The organism is Pseudoalteromonas sp. SG45-3 (genome assembly GCF_014164075.1).
GTDB classification, from domain to species: Bacteria; Pseudomonadota; Gammaproteobacteria; order Enterobacterales; family Alteromonadaceae; genus Pseudoalteromonas; species Pseudoalteromonas distincta.
Map to the genome: position 1 here is coordinate 1 of NZ_JACJEN010000015.1, position 25,285 is coordinate 25,285.

22 protein-coding genes are annotated in these 25,285 nt (G+C 40.3%); 15 read left to right on the forward strand and 7 right to left on the reverse strand.

Annotation, left to right across the window (positions count from 1 at the left end):
• Positions 1-215: 215 nt before the first annotated feature.
• On the reverse strand, positions 216-2,246 hold the full coding sequence (locus H5126_RS15360; RefSeq protein ID WP_024606267.1) for a BCCT family transporter: 2,031 nt from the start codon (positions 2,244-2,246) through the stop codon (positions 216-218).
• Between the two features lie 161 nt (positions 2,247-2,407).
• Here H5126_RS15360 and H5126_RS15365 point away from each other — a divergent pair, with 161 nt between their 5' ends.
• A complete protein-coding gene (locus H5126_RS15365; RefSeq protein ID WP_024596500.1) occupies positions 2,408-3,406 on the forward strand; it encodes a DUF2971 domain-containing protein in 999 nt (332 codons plus the stop codon).
• Between the two features lie 112 nt (positions 3,407-3,518).
• Here the strand turns inward: H5126_RS15365 and dapD are convergent, their stop codons facing one another.
• Genes dapD through map form a run of 3 tightly spaced genes read right to left on the reverse strand, consistent with a single transcriptional unit; the run spans position 3,519 to position 7,790 of the window.
• Positions 3,519-4,346: a 2,3,4,5-tetrahydropyridine-2,6-dicarboxylate N-succinyltransferase gene (dapD, locus tag H5126_RS15370; protein WP_002958324.1), complete on the reverse strand. Its 828-nt coding sequence runs from the start codon at positions 4,344-4,346 to the stop codon at positions 3,519-3,521.
• A gap of 9 nt (positions 4,347-4,355) precedes the next feature.
• Positions 4,356-6,974, reverse strand: a complete 2,619-nt coding sequence (gene glnD / locus H5126_RS15375) for a [protein-PII] uridylyltransferase (RefSeq protein WP_182720632.1) — start codon at positions 6,972-6,974, stop codon at positions 4,356-4,358.
• 30 nt (positions 6,975-7,004) lie between these two features.
• On the reverse strand, positions 7,005-7,790 hold the full coding sequence (gene map, locus H5126_RS15380; protein ID WP_002958322.1) for a type I methionyl aminopeptidase: 786 nt from the start codon (positions 7,788-7,790) through the stop codon (positions 7,005-7,007).
• Between the two features lie 271 nt (positions 7,791-8,061).
• Here map and rpsB point away from each other — a divergent pair, with 271 nt between their 5' ends.
• From rpsB to H5126_RS15450, 14 genes are all read left to right on the forward strand, one after another.
• Complete coding sequence (gene rpsB, locus H5126_RS15385) at positions 8,062-8,790, forward strand: 30S ribosomal protein S2 (protein ID WP_024596499.1); 729 nt, start codon at positions 8,062-8,064, stop codon at positions 8,788-8,790.
• Between the two features lie 104 nt (positions 8,791-8,894).
• The gene (tsf, locus tag H5126_RS15390) at positions 8,895-9,746 is read left to right on the forward strand and encodes a translation elongation factor Ts (protein WP_002958320.1); all 852 of its coding nucleotides are present in this window, start codon (positions 8,895-8,897) and stop codon (positions 9,744-9,746) included.
• Between the two features lie 158 nt (positions 9,747-9,904).
• Positions 9,905-10,654, forward strand: coding sequence for a UMP kinase (pyrH, locus tag H5126_RS15395; RefSeq protein WP_024596498.1), 750 nt, complete (start codon positions 9,905-9,907; stop codon positions 10,652-10,654).
• Between the two features lie 49 nt (positions 10,655-10,703).
• Positions 10,704-11,225: a ribosome recycling factor gene (gene frr, locus H5126_RS15400; protein ID WP_206013162.1), complete on the forward strand. Its 522-nt coding sequence runs from the start codon at positions 10,704-10,706 to the stop codon at positions 11,223-11,225.
• Between the two features lie 243 nt (positions 11,226-11,468).
• Complete coding sequence (locus tag H5126_RS15405; protein WP_024596497.1) at positions 11,469-12,248, forward strand: isoprenyl transferase; 780 nt, start codon at positions 11,469-11,471, stop codon at positions 12,246-12,248.
• A 19-nt stretch (positions 12,249-12,267) separates the two neighbouring features.
• On the forward strand, positions 12,268-13,134 hold the full coding sequence (locus H5126_RS15410; RefSeq protein ID WP_024596496.1) for a phosphatidate cytidylyltransferase: 867 nt from the start codon (positions 12,268-12,270) through the stop codon (positions 13,132-13,134).
• Complete coding sequence (gene ispC, locus H5126_RS15415; RefSeq protein WP_182720633.1) at positions 13,131-14,336, forward strand: 1-deoxy-D-xylulose-5-phosphate reductoisomerase; 1,206 nt, start codon at positions 13,131-13,133, stop codon at positions 14,334-14,336. The genes H5126_RS15410 and ispC overlap by 4 nt, the downstream gene beginning before the upstream one ends.
• A gap of 1 nt (position 14,337) precedes the next feature.
• Positions 14,338-15,690 (forward strand): sigma E protease regulator RseP, encoded by a 1,353-nt coding sequence (rseP, locus tag H5126_RS15420; protein ID WP_002958314.1) that lies wholly within the window; start codon positions 14,338-14,340, stop codon positions 15,688-15,690.
• A 100-nt stretch (positions 15,691-15,790) separates the two neighbouring features.
• The gene (gene bamA / locus H5126_RS15425) at positions 15,791-18,262 is read left to right on the forward strand and encodes an outer membrane protein assembly factor BamA (RefSeq protein ID WP_024596248.1); all 2,472 of its coding nucleotides are present in this window, start codon (positions 15,791-15,793) and stop codon (positions 18,260-18,262) included.
• 11 nt (positions 18,263-18,273) lie between these two features.
• Positions 18,274-18,792, forward strand: a complete 519-nt coding sequence (locus H5126_RS15430) for an OmpH family outer membrane protein (RefSeq protein WP_002958312.1) — start codon at positions 18,274-18,276, stop codon at positions 18,790-18,792.
• Between the two features lie 7 nt (positions 18,793-18,799).
• A complete protein-coding gene (gene lpxD, locus H5126_RS15435) occupies positions 18,800-19,822 on the forward strand; it encodes a UDP-3-O-(3-hydroxymyristoyl)glucosamine N-acyltransferase (protein ID WP_182712633.1) in 1,023 nt (340 codons plus the stop codon).
• Between the two features lie 26 nt (positions 19,823-19,848).
• Entirely contained in the window at positions 19,849-20,301 is a 453-nt protein-coding gene (fabZ, locus tag H5126_RS15440; protein ID WP_002958310.1) for a 3-hydroxyacyl-ACP dehydratase FabZ, read from the forward strand.
• Positions 20,302-20,303: 2 nt separating this feature from the next.
• The gene (gene lpxA / locus H5126_RS15445; RefSeq protein WP_165742989.1) at positions 20,304-21,074 is read left to right on the forward strand and encodes an acyl-ACP--UDP-N-acetylglucosamine O-acyltransferase; all 771 of its coding nucleotides are present in this window, start codon (positions 20,304-20,306) and stop codon (positions 21,072-21,074) included.
• A 148-nt stretch (positions 21,075-21,222) separates the two neighbouring features.
• The gene (locus tag H5126_RS15450; protein ID WP_024596251.1) at positions 21,223-21,615 is read left to right on the forward strand and encodes a septal ring lytic transglycosylase RlpA family protein; all 393 of its coding nucleotides are present in this window, start codon (positions 21,223-21,225) and stop codon (positions 21,613-21,615) included.
• Here the strand turns inward: H5126_RS15450 and cydC are convergent.
• Genes cydC through cydX form a run of 3 tightly spaced genes read right to left on the reverse strand, consistent with a single transcriptional unit; the run spans position 21,598 to position 25,283 of the window.
• On the reverse strand, positions 21,598-23,343 hold the full coding sequence (gene cydC, locus H5126_RS15455) for a thiol reductant ABC exporter subunit CydC (RefSeq protein ID WP_182720634.1): 1,746 nt from the start codon (positions 23,341-23,343) through the stop codon (positions 21,598-21,600). The genes H5126_RS15450 and cydC overlap by 18 nt on opposite strands.
• Positions 23,336-25,129, reverse strand: a complete 1,794-nt coding sequence (gene cydD / locus H5126_RS15460; RefSeq protein ID WP_182720642.1) for a thiol reductant ABC exporter subunit CydD — start codon at positions 25,127-25,129, stop codon at positions 23,336-23,338. Before cydD ends, cydC begins: the two co-directional genes overlap by 8 nt.
• Positions 25,119-25,283 (reverse strand): cytochrome bd-I oxidase subunit CydX, encoded by a 165-nt coding sequence (gene cydX, locus H5126_RS15465; protein ID WP_002958303.1) that lies wholly within the window; start codon positions 25,281-25,283, stop codon positions 25,119-25,121. The genes cydD and cydX overlap by 11 nt, the downstream gene beginning before the upstream one ends.
• Positions 25,284-25,285 lie beyond the last annotated feature (2 nt).

Genomic DNA, 25,285 nt, shown 5'->3' on the forward strand with positions numbered 1-25,285 from the left:
ATCACCTAAGTCCGATTTACCGAATTGTTGTTTTGCCCAATGAGTATGTTCGTTAATCATAATGTGCCCTCAAACAAGATTTGAAGATCTGATCATGACATTGAGATTTAGTTCAAAAAAATCCCTGCTAATTTCTTAGCAGGGATTTGTGTATAAGAGACAGCTTTTCAGTGCCTTTTTTATTGCAATAATTGTGTATTAAATACGATGCTTATTTAAGGTTTATCGCTATTTAACATGTCATCGTGTTCGGCCATATCCCAAGGTAGTTCACCTGGGCTGTTACCTAAAAAGTGTAAGTAATTCTCAAATTGATCAAGAATATCCTTCACAATATCATCTTCACTGTAACCATACACATCGTAAGATTGCCCACCACGGCGTAAGAAAACATCAGCCTTGTAATACATTTCGATGTTATCAATCTCAGGTTTCAGCTCAGAATAGGCAAAGCTTGGCATAGGGTGTTCGGTTAGACGAATGTCATACACAAAATCAACATGCTCATGGCGTAGCACAGTTAAATGAGCACGGCCTAAGTCGGTATCAAAATCAACCTCTGCATGCCATTGTCGCGCTTTTAATTCAGCCTGAACGGCTTGCATTGCTTGTACTACCACACTACTAATGAAGGTGTGTACTTTTTCTTTATTGGGGTAATTAACCATGGCGGCTAAACGGCGCTTCCAATGAGATAAGTTAATATTACGGCCATTAAGCGCATGTGCTTGTAAACTAGTATCGCGATGGCCTTCAATGGTGAGTGCTCGCCAAAGCCCAGCGGTTGCAATAAGCATAATAATCGCAAAGGGTAAGGCACTGGCTATAGTCATAGTTTGTAGCGCACTTAACCCACCTGCCACTAATAAAACAGCAGCCACCGCGCCCTCTAGCACAGCCCAAAACACGCGTTGCCATGCGGGTGTATTAATATTACCTCCAGAGGCGAGAGAATCAATAACTAATGATCCTGAGTCAGACGAAGTAACAAAAAAGGTAATGATTAGAATAACGGTAAGTAGCGAAATAATAAATGATAACGGTAACACCTCAAATAACTGAAACAATGCAACAGCTTGGTTTGCTTGAACATCAGTAATTAAAGTATTGAACCCTTCATTCATTATTAGATTTAACGCGGTATCACCAAACACAGAAAACCATAAAAAGGTAAAAATAGTCGGGACTAGCATCACGCCAACAACAAATTGCCTGATGGTTCTGCCGCGGCTAATTTTAGCGATAAACATGCCAACAAAGGGTGCCCAAGCAATAGTCCAGCCAAATATAAATAGGGTCCAGTTACCAATCCAATCACTACGGCTGTACGCCTGTAAATTAAAAGTACGCTCAACAATACCGCTAAGGTAGCTGCCGGTATTTTGTAAAAACGATTCAAGAATATGAATAGTAGGGCCAATAAAAAATACAAAGGCCATTAACGACACTGCAAGAGTCATGTTTACAATAGATAAGCGCTTTACACCTTTATCCATCCCAGCCACTACTGAGAGAGTAGCTGCTGCGGTAATAATGGCAATAGCAGTAATTTGTACTGTGGTATTAATAGGGATACTTGGCCACAAATAATGCAGCCCAGCATTAATTTGGGTAACGGAAAGTCCTAACGTTGTGGCAATGCCAAATAACGTGCCTAATATGGCAAACACATCAACAGTGTGACCAATAGGACCATATATTTTATCACCAATAAGTGGATACAACGCTGAGCGAATCGACAGTGGGAGGCCATGACGAAATGCAAAATACGCAAGGACTAAACCGACAATCCCATAGATTGCCCATATGTGAAAACCCCAATGAAAAAATGCAATTTGCATAGCTTGCTTGGCAGCGTCGACGGTTTCTGCTGCGCCTGCGGGCGGAGATGCATAATGGAGCACGGGCTCTGCTACACCAAAATAAAGTAATGCGACTCCGTAACCGGCCGAAAATAGCATAGCAAACCATTCAGCGAAACTGTATTGCGGCTGCGCATGATCAGGGCCCAGCTTGATATTTCCCCAGCTGGAGGCTGCTACACAAACAATGAAAACTAAGAAAATAGCGACTGATAACATATAAAACCAACCAAAGGTTTCTGTTATCCACTTGAGGGTAACGCTGAATACTTGCCCTGCGAGTTCAGGGTTGCTAATTGTACCAATTACCAAGAGCAGAATAATAACCACTGCAGGTAAAAATACCGGTAGCAAAATAGTTGAGCGTAAAGCAGTTTTTGTCATATTAATCCTTAATATTAATTGCTAACTTTCAATTATACTTTACTACCTTATTATATCTTGGGTGTGTTGGCTAATTCAGTCTCTTGTTTAAGATTATCAAATTTTATTGTTGCCACTTATCAAGGTTAAACTAAAGATTAACATTACTTGGGATTTTAAATATGGAATATGTTTATCATTACACTTCTGCAGATGGTTTAAAGGGAATTTTAGAGAGCAAAAGTTTATGGGCTACTAACGCAGAGTATCTAAATGATTTTAGAGAAATAAAGCAAGGTATTGATAGAATAAAATCACTCAGAGGGAGTTTGTCTGAGTTTTCACAAATCAAACTCGAAGAAATTTATGCCAAACACAAAAATATACCTTTAGATGTTACCCAAAAAGAAATGCGAAGTAAGGACGTGCATCTCGCAAATCATTTTTTAAATTTTCTATGGAATATAATTGATAATAATACCATTGATGAAATTTATACCACTTCATTTACAACTAAGCGTGATAGCCTAAACCACTGGCTAACTTACGGGTCAGAGCAAACTTCATATTGCATAAAGTTTAATAAAGAAAAGCTATTTGATGATGAGTACTTTAGGCAAAGAAAACTTTTGAGTGGCTATGATGATGTTGATTACCAACCAACTGAGGAAATGCTTCATTCTTTAATTGAAGAACACTATCTGCCTGAGGTTTTAAGTTATGTGTTAGATCCAAATTTAAATGGAAATGACCTAAATGAAAAATGTGCTATTGCTGCAATTGAAATTTTTAATGAAGCGATTTTTAAGATTGCTAGCATAAAAGATCAAGCGTTCGAATATGAAGAAGAGTATCGTTTTACTCTTTTTTACCCTGGTTTAGTCTCATTAAATGAAAATACTGAAAAGGGTTATTTTGATTTTATAGACTCCTCTAATATTGATTTTATAGAGCTTGAAAATGGAGTGAAAGAGTTTTTTCCTTTATGCTACAGAACCCTAAAGTCTGGCATTATAGCCCCATATAGAGCGATACCTTTTCCTAAAAATTCAATTGATGAAATTATAATAGGACCATCAGAAAATAATGAGTTAGCTGTTAAAGGCTTAAAGTCTTTTTTGAGTTCATTAAATTTTGATGTAGAAGTGTCTAGTACTAAAACTTCATTTAGAAGAATTTAAAAAAGCTCTAGACCCAAAGGGCTTAGAGCTTTTCTATATACAATTAAAGTTTAGCTAAAACACTTAACTTAAAAGTATCGTTGGGTTTCGTTTCCCTCAACCCAACCGACTGTTACTCATCAATTGAGCGTAGTAGGGCGTTTATACCTACTTTTTCACGTGTTTGTTTGTCTACTTTTTTAACGATGATTGCAGCGTAAAGGCTGTGGGTGCCATCTTTTGACGGTAGTGCGCCTGGAACAACTACTGCCCCTGCTGGTACGCGGCCGTAGTGAATTTCGCCGGTTTCGCGGTCATAAATACGAGTGCTTTGGCTGATGTAAACGCCCATTGAAATTACTGCGCCTTCTTCAACAATTACGCCTTCAACAATTTCAGAACGTGCGCCAATAAAGCAGTTGTCTTCAATGATAGTTGGATTAGCTTGTAGAGGCTCTAAAACGCCGCCTATGCCTACGCCACCTGATAAATGTACGTTCTTACCAATTTGTGCACATGAGCCTACAGTCGCCCATGTATCAACCATGGTGCCGTCGTCAACGTATGCGCCAATATTTACGTACGATGGCATAAGTACGACGTTTTTACCTACAAAGCTGCCTTTACGTGCTACTGCGTTTGGTACTACGCGCATACCACCTTGCTGAAATTGCTCTGGCGTGTAGTCGCTAAATTTAAGTGGTACTTTGTCGTAAAACTGGTTTACGCCGTCGTTCATTGGTTGGTTGTCGCGAATACGAAACGACAGTAAAACGGCTTTTTTAAGCCACTGGTGTACAACCCATTCACCTGATATTTTTTCAGCAACGCGTGCTGCGCCGCTATCAAGCAAATCAAGTGCATCAATAATGGCTTGTTTTACGTCGCTTGATACTGTGCTTGGGCTAATGCTATCGCGGTTGTCCCATGCGTTTTCGATCATCGTTTTTAAATCTGACATGTGTGTCCTCTATTCTGTTTCGGCGTTGAATTTTTTACGTAATGCCTGATGAATTTTTGCTTGCTCTTCATCAGTCAGCGCTTGGTATTCGTTATTAGATACAACAAAGAAATCCTCTGCACGTTCACCTACCGTTGTAATACGGGCAGCGTGAATGTGTAGTAAATGCGCTTGGAAAACTTCGGCTATTTTGGTTAGTAAACCTTGTATATCGACGGCTTGAATTTCTATTAAGCTACGGTCTTTGCGTGCATGTGGGCGCAACACAATTTTAGGTTTAATATTAAAATCTTTAAAGCGTTGAGAGCGGCTCTTTTTAAAGCGAATTTTTTTACGTGGATCGCTAAGTGCTTGCTCAAGCCCGCGTTTAATTGATTGCGCTCGACCACTTGCAATAGGGTCGCCACTTACTTCAAGTATTACAAAACTAAACAGGACGTAACCGTCTTTTGTGGTCAGTACTTGCGCGTGCTGTATTTGTGCTTTTTTAGAGCCAATTACACTCACTAATCTCGCAAATAGCGCACCAGAGTAGGGGCTGTATACAAATACTTGTGTACCACCATGCATTGCTTTGTTAGATACAATTACACTGGGTTGGCTTAAATCGGTGCTACTTAATAAATGCTCACTTTGCCACGATATTTGCTGTTCGCTAAAGGCGGTAAAGTAATTGGCTTTAAAGCGACTCCAAATTAAATCAATTTTATTCTCAGGGTAACCTAAGTTGAGTAGACGTTGTTTAGCTTGGTGCTTTTTATCACGAATTTGGTCGCGCTGATCCATTGGGTTTTCAAGCCCTAAGCGTAATGCGCGCTGCGTGTGCAAGTACAATTCACGCAGTAGGGTGTTTTTCCAATCGTTCCATAAGTTGTCGTTGGTTGCACGGATATCGGCAACGGTTAAACAATATAAATAGTCGAGTTGGCGCTCTGTTTTAATACGTGTTGCAAAGTCTTTTATTACAGCAGGGTCGTTAATATCTTTACGCTGCGCGGTAACCGACATAAGTAAATGGTTACTTACAAGCCATGCTACTAATTTTGCATCAGAGGAGGGAAAACCATGTAATTTAGCAAAGGCTATAGCATCAACAGCGCCAAGTTCAGAGTGATCTCCCCCTCGTCCTTTAGCAATGTCGTGAAATATACCGGCTAAATAAAGTAGTTCTGGTTTATCCATTCGAGTGACTATTTCACTACAAATAGGAAACTCGCTAATGCCAGTTTTATCAAAGTATTCGTAAATATTTTTGATTAATTTGTGAGTATGCTCATCTACGGTGTAGGCGTGAAATAAATCGAACTGCATTTGCCCAAATATATTACGCCACTGCGGTAAGTAGGCGGCAAGCATGCCGTGCTTGTGCATAAGCGTAAATGCGCGGCCCATACCATTAGGGTGTTTAACTAAGCGTAAAAAGGCTTCACGACAGGCTGCATAATCTTGTAAATCCCCCAATAAACGGCGGCGTACTTGGCGGATTGTACGAATAGTGCTTGGGTAAATATGCGTTATTGCAGGGTTGTCTGCTATGTGCTCAAACAATACAAAAAGTTGGTCACGTCTAAAAAATACGGATGGATCTTTTACGCGTATTTGATGGCCCACTTGCTCAAAGTTTCTGTCGAGTACTATCACCGTTTTTTCACTACTTTCGGGCATGATACTTTGTTCAAAGTATGAAAGTAGCATTTGGTTAAGTTCGCGAACGCGGCTCATTATTCTAAATAAGCGCTTCATCATACGCTCAACAGAGGCTTTACCGTCGCTACCAAAACCTAAAATTTCGGCGGCTTGTGGTTGATGATCAAACAATAAGCGGTTTTCAGCCCGACCTGCGGCTAGATGAAGTGCAAAGCGAATATTCCATAGGTTTTCTAGGCACTCTGAAAGCTCTTGAAACTCTTCATGGGTTAAGTAGCCGTGACTTATTAACTCTTGCAGAGTTTCGGTTCTAAAGTGCTTTTTTGCGACCCAAATAATGGTTTGCAAGTCGCGCAGGCCACCGGGGTTTTCTTTAATGTTTGGCTCAAGATTATACGCGGTGCCGTGGCACTTTTTGTGACGTAAGTTTTGTTCTTGAACTTTGGCAGTAAAAAACTCACCGGAGCGCCATACGGGGGTTTCTAGAATATGCGTTTTGAGTTTTTCAAACTCAATATGATTACCAAAAATAAGGCGGCTTTCGAGTAAACTGGTGGCAAAAGTAACGTCTTCACGTTTTTGCTCAATGGCTTGTTCTATCGTGCGCACGCTGTGGCCAATCTCTAAGTTGAGATCCCATAGCATGGTGACAAACTGGCCTATTTTTTCGCATATTTCTTCGCTTGGTGGTTTAGTTACAAGCAATAAAAAATCGATGTCGGAGTAGGGATGTAGCTCGCCACGTCCGTATCCGCCTACTGCTATTAGTGCTAAATCAGGTTCGCGCGCTAAGTCGTAAACATGAAAAAGCTTAATTAGTAGGCGGTCAATAAACTCAGCCCGGGCATTAATTAAATTCCCAACCGGTTGTTTAGAAAATTCGTTATGTAACCATTTATAAAAATAGCTAGAACAATCGCGATAATCACTAAGTTGCTCTGCATCGCTGAGCAACTTTTTTACTTTGTTGGGTAATGCCACGTGGGCTGGCTCCTAATTTCTTATTTATTATTAGTGTTCTATGATCCTGTCGATAGTATCATCTGATCGTAGCGTTAAAATTTCAACACCATTTTCAGTCACTAATAAAGTATGTTCCCACTGTGCAGACAAGCTGCGGTCGCGAGTTACTACAGTCCAATCATCTTTAAGTAGCTTACATTGGCGTTTACCCGCATTAACCATTGGTTCAATTGTTAAGCACATGCCCGCTTTTAAAGTTTCGCCAGTACCCGCTTTACCGTAGTGCATTACTTGTGGTTCTTCATGAAATCCTGCGCCAATACCGTGGCCGCAATATTCACGAACAATAGAGTAATTAAAACTTTCTGCATATTTTTGAATAGCAGAGCCAATATCACCTAAGCGCACACCTGGTTTTACCATTTTAATAGCAAGGTATAAGCTTTCTTGTGTTACTTCTGCAAGACGCTTAGCTTGGATGTTTGGTGTACCAACGTGGAACATTTTAGAAGTATCGCCGTGGTAGCCATCTTTAATGACAGTTACGTCAATATTTACGCTGTCGCCTTCTTTTAATGCTTTGTCATTTGGAATTCCGTGACAAATAACATGATTAACTGACGTACAAACTGATTTTGGAAAGCCATGATAATTTAACGGAGCAGGGATTGCTTGTTGCACATTAACAATATAATCATGACAAAGTGTATTTAGCTCATCGGTGGTAACACCCGGCACTACATGAGGGCCGATCATTTCAAGTACATCGGCCGCTAAGCGCCCAGCTACGCGCATTTTCTCTATTTCTTCAGGGGTCTTGATAATAGCGCTCATTGAGGCTCCAAAGTTGAGTTTCTAACATTTATCGCCGAACAAATTTTGCACGCGACGTTGAGTATTTAATTTTAATATGGTATAAAGCGCGCCGTCTTTTTACAAATAAATTCTTAAATGATTTTTTGTATTTAAGGCAAACACAATTTTATTTTAACACACACACGTATCGTCACATACACTTGGGTGCATTTGAAGTTTAATTACTTCGGTGTTGGTGCTATGGGATATGTGGAGGCCTAACCCTAAACAACTATAGAGGATCTATAAAATGGCAAACGTTTCAATGCGCGATATGCTTCAAGCTGGTGTTCACTTTGGTCACCAAGCACGTTACTGGAACCCTAAGATGAAGCCTTTCATCTTCGGCACACGTAACCGTGTACATATCATCAACCTTGAGCAAACTGTACCAATGTTCAACGACGCACTTAAGTTTTTATCAAGTGCTGCAGCTAACAAAGGTAAAGTTCTTTTCGTTGGTACTAAGCGCGCAGCAAGCGACGCAGTTAAAGCAGCTGCTTTAGAAAGCGATCAGTTCTTCGTAAATCACCGTTGGTTAGGTGGTATGTTGACTAACTGGAAAACTGTACGTCAATCAATCAAGCGTCTTAAAGACCTTGAAGTACAAAGCCAAGACGGTACTTTCGAGAAATTAACTAAGAAAGAAACGTTAATGCTTAACCGCGAAATGGAAAAGCTTGAAAAGAGCCTTGGTGGTATCAAAAACATGGGCGGTCTTCCAGACGCGCTTTTCGTTATCGATGCTGACCACGAGCACATTGCTATCCGTGAAGCAAACAACCTAGGTATCCCTGTTGTTGCAATCGTTGATACTAACTCTAACCCAGACGGCGTTGATTACATCGTTCCTGGTAACGATGATGCTATCCGTGCTGTAAGCCTTTACACTAGCGCTGTTGCAGCTGCTATCACTGAAGGTCGCGAGAATAACATCGTTGCTCAAGCTGAGAAAGACGATTTCGTTGAAGCTGAGTAATTAGCTATCATCAAGTCTTCATCTTTTTAAGGTGAAGACTTGTTATTCTTGTAGAGCGGGTAACCCGCTTATCTAAACCAGATTTCAGATTTGAGGATTTACTAATGGCTGTAACTACTGCCCTAGTTAAAGAATTACGCGAGCGCACAGGCGCTGGCATGATGGATTGTAAAAAAGCGTTAACTGAGACTGATGGCGACATCGAGTTAGCGATTGAAAACATGCGTAAAAGTGGCGCTGCTAAAGCTGCTAAAAAAGCAGGTAACATTGCTGCTGAAGGTACTATCATCATCAAGCAAAACGCTGGTGTTGCAGTACTAGTAGAAGTTAACTGTCAAACAGACTTCGTTGCAAAAGACGTAAGCTTTTTAGCATTTGCTGATAAAGTTGCTGAAGCTGCAATTGCTGACACTCTTACTATCGAAGACTTACAAGCTAAGTTTGAAGAAGACCGTGTTGAGCTAGTAACTAAAATTGGCGAAAACATCAACGTACGTCGTCTGCAGTACATCGCTGGTGAAAACCTAGTTGAGTACCGTCATGGCGACCGTATCGGTGTTGTTGTTGCAGGTGTTGCTGATGAAGAAACACTTAAGCACGTTGCAATGCACGTTGCTGCTTCACGTCCAGAGTACTTAACTCCTTCTGACGTACCAGCTGACGTTGTAGAAAAAGAAAAGCAAGTACAAATCGAAATCGCGATGAATGAAGGCAAGCCTGCTGAAATCGCTGAGAAGATGGTTGTTGGTCGCATGAAAAAATTCACTGGTGAGGTTTCTCTTACTGGTCAAGCTTTCATCATGGAACCTAAAAAATCTGTTGGCGATATTCTTAAAGAGAAAAACGCAACAGTTACTGGCTTTGTACGTGTAGAAGTTGGTGAAGGTATCGAGAAGAAAGAAGAAGATTTTGCTGCTGAAGTTGCTGCTCAAATTGCAGCTGCTAAAGGTCAGTAAGATTAACTATTTGTGATGCAAAAGGAAATTAGATGCAATTAAAGTACTATTTGGTTTTGCTTCACAGCTAGAAATTCTTTAAAATAACCGCGCTTTTATGTTTAACATAAGCGCGGTTATTTTTTATCCATAATTCAATAAAAGTTGGCCCCTATACTATGACTATCAATCGCAAACCTATTTTTAGACGTGTTCTTCTCAAATTAAGTGGTGAAGCTTTAATGGGAGACGAAGGCTTCGGCATCGACCCTAAAGTTTTAGACCGTATGGCACAAGAAATTAAAGAGCTAGTAGAGCTTGACGTAGAAGTGGGTTTAGTTATTGGTGGAGGTAACTTTTTACGCGGTGGTTCACTTGCAGAAGCAGGTATGAACCGCGTAGTAGGCGACCACATGGGTATGCTTGCAACGGTTATGAATGGCCTTGCAATGCGTGATGCGCTACACCGTGCATTTGTAAACTGTCGCTTAATGTCGGCTATTCCGCTAAATGGTGTATGTGACGCTTATAACTGGGCTGAAGCAATTAGTTTATTGAAAACTGGCCGCGTTGTTATTTTTGCAGCAGGCACCGGTAACCCATTTTTTACTACCGATTCTGCAGCGTGTTTACGCGGTATCGAAATTGAAGCGGATACAGTAATTAAAGCGACTAAAGTGGATGGCGTGTACAGTGATGATCCTGTTAAAAACCCAGAAGCGACGCTTTACAGCCACTTAAGCTACAATGAAATCATTGAAAAAGAATTAAAAGTTATGGATTTAGCGGCATTTACTCTAGCCCGCGATCACAATATGCCATTGAGCGTATTTAATATGAATAAATCAGGCGCGCTAAAACGCGTAATTATGGGTGAAGAAGAAGGAACACTTATTTCTTCACAAGCCTCAGATGAAATAATCAAATAATTAGGATTAAACCGTGATTAACGATATTCAAAAAGACGCGCAAGCGCGCATGCAAAAAAGTGTAACTGCACTAGGTAGCCAATTATCTAAAATTCGTACTGGCCGTGCACATCCTGCAATCCTAGATGGCATTATGGTGTCGTACTACGGTGCACCAACGCCTTTAAACCAAGTTGCTAACGTAACAATTGAAGATTCTCGTACACTTGCTATTGGTGTATTTGATAAGTCTTTAGCGCAAGCTGTTGAAAAAGCAATTATGGCGTCTGACTTAGGTTTAAACCCTATGTCGGCAGGTACTGTTATTCGTGTACCTCTTCCTCCACTTACAGAAGAGCGTCGTAAAGACCTAATCAAAATTGTACGTGGCGAAGTTGAAGGCGGTCGTGTTGCTATTCGTAACATTCGTCGTGATGCTAATGGCGATGTAAAAGGTTTATTAAAAGATAAAGAAATATCTGAAGATGAAGCGCGTCAATCAGATGATGCGATTCAAAAACTTACAGATAAGTTTATCAAAGAAATGGATACTCTATTAGCTGCTAAAGAAGCAGAGTTAATGGAAATCTAAGTAGGGCCTGTTTATCTTTTGAGGTTGAATTTGCAGTAGTGTGTTTGGTTTTAAGGCAAGGCAGAGCCTACGTAGTGTGGTTATTTCCCATTATTAGGCGATAGCAATGCATAAAATCTAAAAACGCGCTGCCCAAAGGGTTCTGCCTAGATTGAATAAATTACAATCCTGAAAGGTCGACAGGACCTATTAAAATTATTAGTTTTGAAACGCCGTCTAGGGTATACTAGGCGGCGTTTTTTTATGGAATACTCGATATTTATGGTTCTAGATGCTGACACAATTTCACAGCAATGTTTACCCAAACATGTTGCTATCATCATGGATGGGAACGGACGTTGGGCACAAGCTAGAAATAGACCTCGTGTGTATGGGCATAAAAAAGGCGTAGACGCAGTTCGTCAATCTGTTCAGTTTTGTACTAAATTAGGGATACAATCGTTAACCTTATTTGCTTTTAGTAGTGAAAACTGGCGCCGCCCTGAAGACGAAGTAAACACTTTAATGGAGCTTTTCTTATTTGTTTTAACAAAGGAAGTTAAAAAGCTTCATAAAAACAATGTAAAACTGACCATTATTGGAGACTTATCACGATTTTCTGAAGGATTACGTAGCAAGGTAGACGCTGCGCATAAGCTGACTGAAAATAATACCGGATTGCGCTTAAATGTTGCAGCTAATTACGGTGGTCGTTGGGATATGGCTAACGCGGCTAAACAACTTGCTTTGCAAGTTGCGCAAGGCACACTCAACGCAGAAGATATTACAGAAGAGCGCTTAGCACAGCATATGAGCATGGCAGATCAGGCAGAACCTGATTTACTTATTCGCACTGGTGGCGATGTTCGTATTAGTAATTTTTTACTATGGCAAGTTGCTTATGCAGAACTTTACTTTACCGAAACACTTTGGCCTGATTTTAATGAAGCAGCATTTGCTGAGGCTATAGCGTGTTACGTTGCCAGAGAGCGACGTTTTGGTTGTACGGGCGAACAAATAAAACAATTACTCGCTCAAACCTAAATAGAATAAGGGTCACATTTTGTTAAAACAACGAATTTTAACCTCACTTGTGCTTGCACCATCGGCATTAGCTTTGGTTTTTTATACACCGCTTACGTTATTTAGTTACTTTGCCGGTGCAATAGTATTATTAGGCGCATGGGAATGGTCTGCGTTTATGGGTTTATGCGATAAGCTCAAACGTGGTGCTTTTGTTGTATTGATTGCAGCCTTACTTGGCCTGCTTAATTTACATTGGCCTATTGAATCACTATGGGAAAGTGGCAAGCTAGTAGGTGATGCGAATTACTTATTTACGCTTTCGTTTGCTTGGTGGATTGTTGCTAGTTATTTAATTTGGCGCTATCCAGAAATGGCTAAAGCGTGGAATGAAGGTCTAGTAATGCGCGGCATTGCAGGTTTATTAACACTTGTGCCGTTATGGCTTGCACTAAATACGCTGCGCAGTGCGCAATATGCTGAATCAACACATTTTGGCTCTGTACTTATTTTAGTCGTATTGGGTATTGTGTGGAGTGCAGACGTTGGTGCTTATTTTTCAGGTAAGAGCTTTGGTAAGCATAAACTTATGCCAAAAGTGAGCCCTAATAAAACAATTGAAGGGTTAGCAGGCGGTGTAGTCGCTTCTATCATTTTTGTTTTAGCATTTTGTCACTTTACCGATGTTGATTTAGGTGTTTGGCCTATCTACGCGATAATGACTGCATTTATTGCATTGTTCTCTGCGGTAGGTGATTTACTTGAAAGCATGTTTAAACGTGAAGCTGGTTTAAAAGATAGCGGCCGTTGTTTACCTGGGCACGGCGGTATTTTAGATCGCATTGACAGCTTAACGGCTGCAGCTCCAATGTTTGTAATGTGCTATGCGTGGACTCTTAGTTTATGAGCCAAAAGCAATTGCTGGTTATTTTAGGCGCAACAGGTTCAATTGGTTTAAGTACACTAGATGTTGTATCGCGCAATAAAGAGTTATTTGATGTTTTTGTTTTAGCTGCAGGGCAAAACGCAAAAAAAATGGCTGAGCTGTGTATTGAACACGAACCACTTTATGCGATTATGGCTACCCAGCAAGCCGCTGAGCAGTTATCTGCTTATTTAGCTAATACACCATGCCAAACGCTTGTTATGCACGGCGAGCAAGCAATGTGCGACTTATGTGCTCACCCAGATGTTGATGTCGTGATGTCGGCAATTGTAGGTGCAGCTGGTTTACTGCCAACATTAAGTGCAGTAGAAGCAGGTAAAAAAGTACTCCTTGCTAATAAAGAATCGTTAGTTATGTCAGGTCAGTTGTTTATTGATAAAGTTAAACAACATAAAGCGACCTTGCTGCCAATTGATAGCGAACATAATGCTATTTTTCAATGTCTACCTCTTTCGTTACAAAGTGCCAAAGGCGATCAAAATTTACAGCAACATGGCGTAAGTAAAATTTTGCTTACCGGTTCTGGTGGCCCGTTTTTAACGCGCGATATAAACACACTAAAAGATGTAACTGTAAGTGAAGCCGTGGCGCATCCTAACTGGTCGATGGGTCAAAAAATATCAGTAGACTCGGCCACTATGATGAATAAAGGCTTAGAGTTTATTGAAGCTAAGTGGTTATTCAATTGCGACACCAGTGATATAGACGTAGTGATTCATCCACAAAGTATTATTCACTCAATGGTGCAATATCATGACGGTTCTATTTTAGCGCAAATGGGTAACCCTGATATGCGCACGCCAATTGCCCATGCACTTGCATACCCTGAGCGAATTAATGCAGGCGTTAAACCGTTAAACTTCTCTGATATATGTGATTTCTCATTCACCAAGCCTGACTTTTCTCGCTATCCAAATTTACAATTAGCGATTGATGCGTGTAGTGCAGGGCAGGGCGCGACTACAACGGTTAATGCTGCAAATGAGATAGCAGTAAGTGCATTCTTAAACGGTAAAATTGGTTTTACTGATATATACAAAATAAATGCACAAACGCTTGAATCTGCAACGTATACCAATGTACAAAGCTTAGATGAAATTTTAGAGTGCGATAAATTAGCGCGTATTAGCGCTTCAGAATTTATAACAAAAGTGACGCATTAATATGTTTGATTTTTTTTGGAATCTTGGCTCATTTATTTTAGCGCTTGGTATTTTAGTGGCCATACATGAATATGGCCATTTTTGGGTTGCACGAAAAATGGGCGTTAAAGTGCTGCGTTTTTCAATTGGCTTTGGTAAGCCACTATTAAAATGGCACGATAAATATAATACCGAATATGTGATTGCGGCTATTCCATTAGGCGGTTATGTAAAAATGCTTGATGAGCGTGTTGATGACGTGCCGGCAAACCAACGTCATTTATCGTTTAACGCTAAATCTGTACAAGCACGTATTGCCATAGTTGCAGCGGGTCCAATGGCCAACTTTTTGTTTGCCATTTTTGCTCTTGCTGTAATGTATATGGTGGGTGTGCAGTCGGTAAAGCCTGTGGTAGGTAGTATTACCGAGGGTAGCCGGGCAGAGCAAGCGGGCATTATGCCTTCTCAACATATTATAAAAATTGGTGATGATGATATAACGACCTGGCAAGATGCCACGTTTGCACTTATGTCTAATTTAGGTGAAGAAAGCGTTGAAGTGATTGTGCGCGATAAAAACCTTCAACCACGTGTTAAAACGCTTAATTTAGAGGGGTGGAAACTAGATCAGCAAGACGTGCCACCATTAAGCTCGTTAGGTATTGTACCGTTTAGACCTCAAGCAACTTTAACAATTGCCGCCGTAACTAAAGACTCAGCTGCAGAACACGCTAATTTACAAGTTAATGACACAATTTTGGCTGTAAACGGTGAAACAATAAGCAATTGGCAGCAATTAGTTAATCTTATTACGCAATCAGCTAACAAATCTTTACAATTTAGTGTAAAAAGACAAGATACTATAAAAGCCATTACAGTAACCCCTAAAGGGCGCATTGATAATAACGGTATTGAGCAAGGCTTTTTAGGCGTTGCTCCTGTTGTACAGCAATGGCCTGATGGTTATGTAGAGACTAGACATTACGGCCCGCTCGATAGTATCGTGCGAGGCACAAAAGAAACGTGGCGCTTAATTACACTCAGTTTTGACATGATTGGTAATTTAATTACAGGCCAGGTTTCGGTTAAGAATTTAAGTGGCCCCGTGGGCATTGCAGTAGGCGCTGGAACTAGCGTAAGCTATGGGTTAGTGGCCTTTTTAAGCTTTTTAGCCTTAATAAGCGTTAACTTGGGTGTATTTAATTTATTACCCTTACCAGTGCTTGATGGTGGACACTTAATGTATTACATAATTGAACTTTTTCGTAAAAAGCCGGTCTCTGAAAAGACACAAGAGTTTGGTTTTAAAGTGGGCGCCTTGTTGCTCATTTTTCTAACATGTTTCGCTTTGTTCAATGATGTATCGCGTTTGTAGTTTTACAGCGTGGCAAATTACTAATTAGAACACGATTGTAAAGCACCACTTTAGTAGGGTGTTATGCGGTAATACAGTTGTAAAGGATAAAGATAATAAAATGGCTATAAAAAAACATTTGGCAGTAACAAGTTTATTGGGTGCAAGTTTTGCAGCCCTAGGCCAAAACTCCTTTATTGTTGAAGACCTGAAAGTTGAAGGTTTACAGCGTGTAGCACTTGGTGCAGCGCTAACACATATTCCTATTAACGTAGGCGATAATGTTGATGACTATACGATTTCAAAAACAATAAAGTCACTTTATCGTTCTGGGCACTTTGATAACATAAAAGCCCTTCGTGATGGCAACAACGTTATTTTTAAAGTAACGGAACGTCCTACCATCAGCTTTATTGAGTTTGAAGGCAATAAAGACATTAAAGACGAGCAGCTTAATGAGTCTCTTGATCAGCAAGATATTCGCCAAGGTGAACCACTTGATAAAACCGTTATCGATAGTATCGAAAAGGGCTTAGTTGAGTTTTTCCACAGTATTGGTAAATACAACGCTAAAGTAGATATCAGTATTACTAAGTTGCCTCGTAACCGCGTTAAACTTAAATTAGAGTTTGATGAAGGTGATGCAGCTTCTATCCGACAAATTAACTTAGTGGGTAATGAACTTTTTTCTAATGAAGAGCTTCTTAAACTTGCTGAATCGCAGCAAGATTTACCTTGGTGGCAGTTTATGGGTAGCGATCGCTACCAAAAGCAAACCATTGAAGGCGATTTAGAAAAAATTCGTAGTTATTATTTAGACCGTGGTTACCTACGTTTTAATATCGATTCAACGCAAGTATCAGTGAGCCCTGAACGTGAATCAGTTTACGTTACAGCTAACTTAACCGAAGGCGTAAAATATACCGTTAAAGGCTTTGACTTTATTGGTGACTTGCTTGGCCGTGAAGACTTAATTAAAAGTGTTATCCCACTTAGAGCGGGTGAGCTTTACAATGGCTCAGTCGTTACTTCGTCAGAAGAATTTATTAAAAGCTACTTAGCACGTTTTGGTTACGCTAATGCTGAAGTGCGTACAATTCCAGAAATTGACGACGAAAAGCAAGAAGTACAACTAACACTATCGGTTAATCCAGGTAAGCGTGTATACGTTCGTCGTATTATTGTTGGTGGTAACCAAAATACAGCTGATGAAGTACTTCGCCGTGAAATGACACAACTTGAAGGCGCCTGGTTATCTAATCAAAACCTTGAGCGTTCAAAACTACAAATTCAACGTTTGCCTTACATGGAAACTGTTGATTTTAACGTAGTGCCTGTACCAGGTGTGGATGACCAAGTAGATGTAGATTTTACTGTAAAAGAGCAATCAGCGGGTAGCTTTAATGCTGGTCTTGCTTATGGTTCTTACTTAGGTCTGCAGTTTAATATTGGTGTAACAGAATCTAACTTTTTAGGCACAGGTAACCAAATTGGTTTAAACCTTAATACGTCTACAGGTTCTGAAAGCTTAAGCTTATCGTACACAGACCCATACTTTACGCCAGATGGTGTATCGCAAGGCAGTAGCATCTTTTACAGAAACTACGATGCAAGTAAATTTAGCCTTGTTGAGTACAAATCAAAAAGTTATGGTTTAGGCACAAATATTGGTTTTCCAATTGATGCTGTAAATCGTGTTAACTTTGGCGCCCGTTGGATTAAAGAAGAGCTTTCGGATATTGCAGAGTACGAGCAAACGCGTGTACTTCGTGAAACATTCTTAGATCCAGACAACCCAGATGCAGGCTTTGACTTTACTAAGTATGAGCTGAGTGTTGGTTGGTCGCGTATTACAGTTAACCGTGGTTTATTCCCAACAGCGGGTTCGCGTCAAACTCTAAACTTAACAGCAACAACGCCTAACTCAGATCTTCAGTACTTTAAACTGAATTACGATTCGCGTTTTTACTGGCCTATATCAAATGACCACCGTTGGGTATTCTCAACGCGTGCAGCGCTTGGTTATGGTAATGGTTATGGTTCTACAAACGGGTATGAGCAAACACTGCCATTCCAAGAATACTTCCGTATAACGGAAATGGAACTTCGTGGCTTTGACCGTAATACAATATTACCACGTGCTGTATCGCGTATACCGCAGTCTATTCCGGGTACGCCAGGTGCAGACGGTACTACAACCGGTAGCATTGGTGGCGCATCAGAATTTGATATTCTAGTGCCACAAGGCCGTATTGGTGGTAATGCTAAAGCAGTGGCAGGTATGGAGCTAATTGTTCCTACGCCATTCTTAGATGAAGAAAATACCAGCTCTGTACGTACTAGCTTCTTTGTTGATGCTGCAAACGTATGGGATACTGAGTTTAACGTAGACCGCTATCAAAACTTAGGCGTTGATGAACGTGCTAAATTAGATGACTATTCAGACCCAATGCGCTTTAGGGTTTCAACCGGTCTTTCATTACAATGGATCTCTCCAATGGGTCCAATGCTGATCAGTTTTGCGTATCCATTGCAAAAAGAAGAAGATGACGATACGAAAACCATCAGCTTTAACATTAGTAACACTTTCTAAAGGAGTTTTTTGTGAAAAAATTATTTAAATCAACAGCTGTAGCAGTTTTAGCAACTTTAATGATGGGTACTTCTGTGAATGCATTTGCACACAAAGTAGGTATTGTTGATATGCAGGAAATCTACAAGCAAATTCCTCAAATGGCTAAAATTGAACAGTCTTTACAAACTGAGTTTGCTGAACGTCGTCAAGAGCTTGAAAAGTTACAAGGCGATATTCGTTTTGAAGCTGAAAAATTTAAACGTGAAAGTACAACTATGAGCCAAGCTCAAAAAGATGCACTACGTGATAAAATTCAAGGCATGCAAAAAAATCTTGCTGAACAAGGTCGTCCTTTAGAGCAAGAAATCAAAGCGCGCCAAAACCAAGAGCTTGCTAAAGTTCAAGGTGTGATAATCAAAACAATTGAAGAAATTGCTAAAGACGGCGACTTCGACGAAGTTAAAGTAAAAGACACAACAATTTACTTTAACCCTAAAGAAGTAACTGATCTTTCGTCTAAAGTTGTAGCTGCAGTTAGTAAGAAATAATCACTCTATGCAAAATTATACGCTTTCGCAAATTGCGGAACTTCTAGGCGCCGAACTTCAGGGTGATGGCGCTTTAGAAATAAAAAAAATAGCGACACTTGCAAATGCCCATTCTGGGCATATTGCATTTTTAGCGAACTCAAAATATCGCTCGCAACTTGAAACTACTCAAGCTAGCGCTGTAATAGTAAGCCAAGCCGATGCTCAGTACTTTAGTGGTAGCAAAATTATTGTTGCGAACCCGTATGTAAGTTACGCAAAATTAGCGCAATTTATGGATACAACACCACGCTCAGCCTCGACGGGTATTCATCCAAGTGCTACGGTTCATTCAACAGCGATTGTTAGTGACAGCGCCGCTATAGGGGCTAATGCAGTCATTGAAGCTGATGCGGTGATAGGTGACAATGCGCAAATTGGTCCGAACAGTTTTATCGGAGAACGTGTTAAAATAGGCTCTGGCACTAAGCTTTGGTCTAGTGTGACTATTTATCACGATGTTGAAATTGGTTCAGATTGTTTGTTTCAAGCAAATAGTGTTGTAGGTAGTGATGGGTTTGGCTATGCGAACGAACGCGGGCAATGGGTAAAAATACCTCAGCTTGGTTCAGTGATCATAGGTAACAAAGTTGAAATTGGTGCAAGCACGACAATTGATCGTGGCGCACTGGACAATACCATTATCCATAGCAATGTTATTATCGATAATCAGTGTCAAATAGCGCACAACGTTGAAGTTAATTCAGGCACCGCAATCGCGGGCTGCACCGTACTTGCAGGAAGCGTTACCATTGGCAAAAACTGTCAAATTGGTGGCATGGTTGCAATTAATGGTCACATGTCTGTATGTGATGGTGTTATAATTACCGGCATGAGTATGGTGACAAAATCAATCACCGAACCAGGTATTTACTCATCTGGTATGCCCCATACAACAAACAAAGAATGGCGTAAATCAATAGCTCACTTGCGTAACCTTTCAGACATGAAATCTCGTCTTAAAGCGCTGGAAGCATTGGCTAAGTCATAACGTTGAACACTAATAAGGATGCTATTTTGGCAAACGAATTAAATAGCCTTGATATTCAAGAAATTTTAAGTTTATTACCGCACCGTTACCCGATGCTATTAATTGATCGTGTTATTGATTTTACACCTGGCAAATCTTTACATGCTATTAAAAATGTTTCTATAAACGAACCTATATTTACTGGCCATTTCCCAAATCAGCCAATTTTTCCTGGTGTGCTAATATTAGAATCAATGGCGCAAGCCACGGGTTTATTAGGTTTTAAAACAGTAGAAAATCGTAGTGAAAACGAATTATATTTATTTGCTGCTGTTGATAACGCACGTTTTAAACAGCCAGTGATCCCAGGTGATACAATGCACCTTCATGTTGAGTTTTTAAAAGAACGTCGCAACATTTGGAAGTTTGCAGCAGAAGCTAGAGTCGACGGCAAAGTAGTGTGTAGTGCCGAAATTATGTGTGCGAGAAGAGAGTTTTAATAGTGATCCATTCTACAGCAATAATCGAACCTGGCGCTAAACTAGGTAACAATGTCTCAGTTGGTCCGTATAGTTATATTGGCAATGATGTTGTTATCGGTGATAACTGTATTATTGAGTCTCATGTTGTTGTTAAAGGGCCATCAACTATTGGCTCTGGCAATCATATTTTTCAGTTTGCGTCTGTGGGCGAAGCCTGCCAAGACAAAAAATACAACAACGAGCCAACCACTTTAATCATGGGTGATAACAATGTTATCCGTGAATGTGCCACTATTCACCGTGGTACAATTCAAGACCAAGGCGTTACTAAAATTGGTAGTAATAACTTATTTATGGCTTATACACACGTTGCGCATGACGCGGTAATTGGCGATAACGTAATTTTTGCTAACAATGCAAGTGTGGCCGGCCATGTACATGTAGGCGACTGGGTTATCTTAGGTGGTAATTCGGGAGTTCATCAGTTTTGTAAAATTGGTGCACATGCCTTTATTGGTATGTATTCAGGTGTTAACAAAGATGTACCACCTTTTGTTACTACCATTGGTATGCCAGCAGGCCCTGCCGCTATCAATAAAGAAGGCATGAAACGTCGTGGTTTCGAAAGTGATGAAATTATGGCTGTACGACGTGCATACAAAGCGTTTTACCGTAAAAGCTTAGGTGCAGACGAAGCGATTGAATCGCTTAGTGAAGATGCTGAAAAGTACCCTGCTGTGAAATTGATGGTCGACTTTGTTAAAAGCTCAGAGCGCGGCATTGTAAGATAATTCGCGCGTTTTGCTCTAAGCATAAAAAAACCACCCTAGATGATAAATCGAAGGTGGTTTTTTATTGCCCACGGTTTAGACCTAATTCAGTTAATACTCAGCGAGCTCAAGTTAGTATGCATCTAATTTGTATAATAAAAGTCATCCTATGCGTTTACCTAAGTTAGTTGTCACTCTTTTTATTACTTCAGCGTTAGCCGCTTGTAGTAGCCAACCTATTGTTAAATCATCTACTGGAGAGGTTACTCAAGTTGGTAAAGCATCTTTTTATGCTGACAAATATCACGGGAGAACAACTGCCAACGGAGAGCGCTTTAGCCAACAAGCCGCCACAGCAGCCCATTTAGAGTTCGACTTTGGCACTAAGGTCGTTGTTACCAACCTCGCTAATAATAAATCAGTCACGGTAAGAATTAACGATAGAGGCCCGTATGTGCGAGGTCGTATTATTGATTTATCAAAGAGTATGTTTGAAAAGATAGCCGACCCTAAAGTCGGCGTTATTGATGTATCAGTAACGGTTTTAAAACCGGGTAGTTAGCGCAATATAGTCGGGATAAGTGCTACTGAGCTCTTTATGAGAGCCTTGTGCGACTACTTTACCGCCTTCTAACCATACAACATTATCCATTTGAGCAAGTAGAGCGGGATCGTGCGTAATTGTCAGCACGCTGGCGTTATTCATAACATGCATTATTGCTTGCATTACCCCTTGCTTAGATTGATTATCAAGACCTTCTGTTGGTTCATCAAGTACTAAAATAGCAGGGTTTTTAAGTAATGCTTGGGCAATGGCTATACGCCTAGATTGGCCTTGCGACACGTTACGCCCGCCAGTGCCTAAACGTGTTTTTAAACCTTCTTTTAGCTCATTAAACCATGGGCTCAATTGAGCTAATGCGAGCGCTTCAATCATTTGCTCTTTAGTTGCATTTGGCGCGGCATAACGTAAGTTTTCACTTAATGTGCCATCAAAAATATGGTGCTGCTGGGCGAGTATATTTATAGCATTTGCTCGTATATCATTATTTAACGAATGTAAGTCAACAACGCTATTTTGATTGTTTAGCGTTATGCTGCCTTGTTGCAAAGGCCATAAACCAGTAAGTAAATTTACAAGCGTCGTTTTACCGCTGCCGCTTCTACCTACAATCGCTACTTTTTGCTGAGGCATTAGTTCAAAGCTGATATTAGTTAGCGCTGTTTGTTCACCATATTGGTAGCTAATATTGTTAAGTACTAACGTGTGATTTTGCGCGCTAAAGTTTTCATCAATGTCTACATGTTTACTTTCAATTTGCGTACTAGCTGCTTTATCTTCAAGTGTAAACAATCGCTCTGCTGCTTTTAAAACATTTGGAAGCTCTATAAACGCGTTGGGTAGTAGTAATACGCTTTCAAAGCTTGCCAGTACAAATAAACTTAACATAGCAAGTTCTACATTTACCATACTGCTTGCGTAAACCAGCGGCACAATGGTTACTATGCTAGCAAGCATGGCTAATTGAACAACCAACAAGCTTAATCCATCTGAGTTTGCCAGTGCTTTGTGGCGAATAAATAATTGCTGATTGTACTGCTCGCTTAATTCGTCGCACTTATTAAGTTGCTGCGAACGGGCTTGATAAATACTAAGCTCTCTAAGGCCTGTAAGTGTATCTGAAAGCTCAGAGCGAAGTTGTGCACTAAATTGTGTTTCTTTATGGCTGTTTTTAGTGAGCTTTATGCTGAGTAGGGCAGGTATAACCACACCAATAAGTATAATGCCAGTAAAGCAAATAAGGGCGACGTTGCCATTATAGGCCGACATAAACAGCATGATGATTGGCACACTTAAAAGAGCGACCAGCATAGGAAGTAAAACGTTTAAATAAAATTTGTCGAGTGCGTCTACATCGTTTTGTAATCGGTTAACTAGATCAGCGCTGCGGCTCATTGCTAAATCAACATTGTTAAGCTTGCTTAACGTTGCAAATACATTGGTACGTATTTCACTTAGTAATAAAAACGTGGCGTTATGAGTAACTAGGCGTTCGCCATAGCGCGATGCTGTTCGCACAATAGCTAAAAAACGAATCGTGCCGGCAGGAGTAAAATAATTCATTTGTACGCCCGCAATACCAGCAGCGGCCATTGATGCTAAAAACCAGCCAGATATAGCCAACAGGCCCACATTAGCTAATACCGTAATCGTCGCTAAAAATGTACCCAATAGCATAGCTTTGTAATGAGGAGCACAAAGTTTTAATAAACGAATAAAATTACGCATGCACCACCCCTTGTTCAGCCGTTTTTAGTAAGTCAGCAAATGCACCATTTTGCGCTGCAAGTGTTTCAAAGTGACCTTGCTCAGCTATTTTTCCATCGTGCATCACAATGATATTGCTGGCATGTTTAACGGTATTTAATCTATGGGCAATAACTAATACTAAGTTGTTTTTAGCATATTCATTAATAGCATCTTGAATAAGCAGCTCTGTTTGACTATCAAGGTGCGCAGTGGGCTCATCAAGCACTAAGACTGGTGCTTGTTTTATAAATGCGCGAGCCAGTGCAATACGTTGTTTTTGACCGCCAGAAAGCCCTTCACCTTGCTCACCTATCTGGGTGTTAAAACCATCGGGTAGGGTATTAATAAATTCAAGCACACCAGCTTGTTTTGCCGCGTGTTCAAGCTCTTGCTGTGTGGCAGTGGGTTTGGCCAATTTAATGTTGGCAGCAATGGTGTCGTAAAATAGCGTCGCTTGTTGTGGTATCCATGCAATATTATTTTGCAAGTAAGTAATATCGGTTGTACTTAAACTCTGATCATTAATAGATAGGTTGTTAATCACCTCAGGGTGAAACCCTAATAGACAATCAAACAACGTACTTTTACCTGAGCCACTACTGCCCACAACTGCAATTAAGCCTTTATTTGGCAATGTTAAATTTATATTTTTAATCCCTTCGTTACTACCAGGGTATATAAAATTAAGGTCGGTAATACTTATTGAATTAATTGTATTTAAAGTTAAATTGTTTTCAGATGCGCTTGTAGTTACTGACGCATTTTCGTCACTTGGCAGTGGGGCATTTAAAATCGCAACCATATCGGCCGCCGCACTAATACCTTGTAAACGTGCATGGTAATGACTACCTAGTTGGCGCAGTGGTAAATAAAATTCAGGCGCTAAAAGTAGCACCACAAAGCCAGTGGCAAAATCAAGAGTGCCAAAAAATAGTCTAAAACCAATAATTACGGCAACGAGTGCCACGCTAATAGTGGCTAAAAACTCAAGTGCAAATGATGATAAAAACGCGATTTTTAAAACATCGAGTGTCGCGTGTCTAAAATCATCTGAAATTTTAGCTATTTGTTTAAGCTCGGTACATGTTGCATTAAATAGTTTTAGCTGAGTTAAACCTTGCACGCGGTCAAAAAAGTAATTGCCCAGTACAGCAAGTTGCTTCCAGCGTTTTTGGTTTAAAGCTTCGGCTTTAGAGCCTACTAAAATCATGAAAAAAGGAATAAGTGGGGCGGTTAATAAAAATATCAGCCCAGCTTTATAATCTGTCGGAAAAATAACTACCAATATTGCCAGCGGAATAAGCGCGCTGTAAGCAACACCTGGCAAGTATTTAGCATAATAGTCGTGAAGTGCTTCAACGCCATTATGCAGGGTATTTAATGTAGCGCCTTGGCCGTGTTGTTCTATATAACTAGGCCCAAGTAAGCTGAGCTTATGAAGAAGTGTTTGGCGCATAGCCGATTTTATTTTAAGCGCAGCAAATGCACTTAAGCGCTCACTTAACGCTAAAAACACCGCGCGCAATAAAATAATGCCTGCTAAGGGCCATAATAAATGAGTGACTTGGGCTAAATTATTACCTTCAAACATTACATTATGAATAGCTTGAGCCAGTAAATAAGCACCTGCAATCATCAGTAATGCGTTAAAAGTACCCAGTGCAATGCTTAACTTTAACCACACTGCAGCGGGTTTACTTTGACGCTTTAAAAAAGCGCGCAGTGATTGCTGCTGCGCGCGATCTGGTCGGGGGTTAGTCGTCATCTTTTGTGTTGTTAGCATCATTTAATAAATCGTGCATGGCTTGTTCATCATCAGCAATGCTGTTTTTATTTTGATGAAATTCGTACCACATTACATTTATTACACCTAAGGTACAGGCCAAAAGTACACCTAAAATCCAAGCGAAATACCACATTG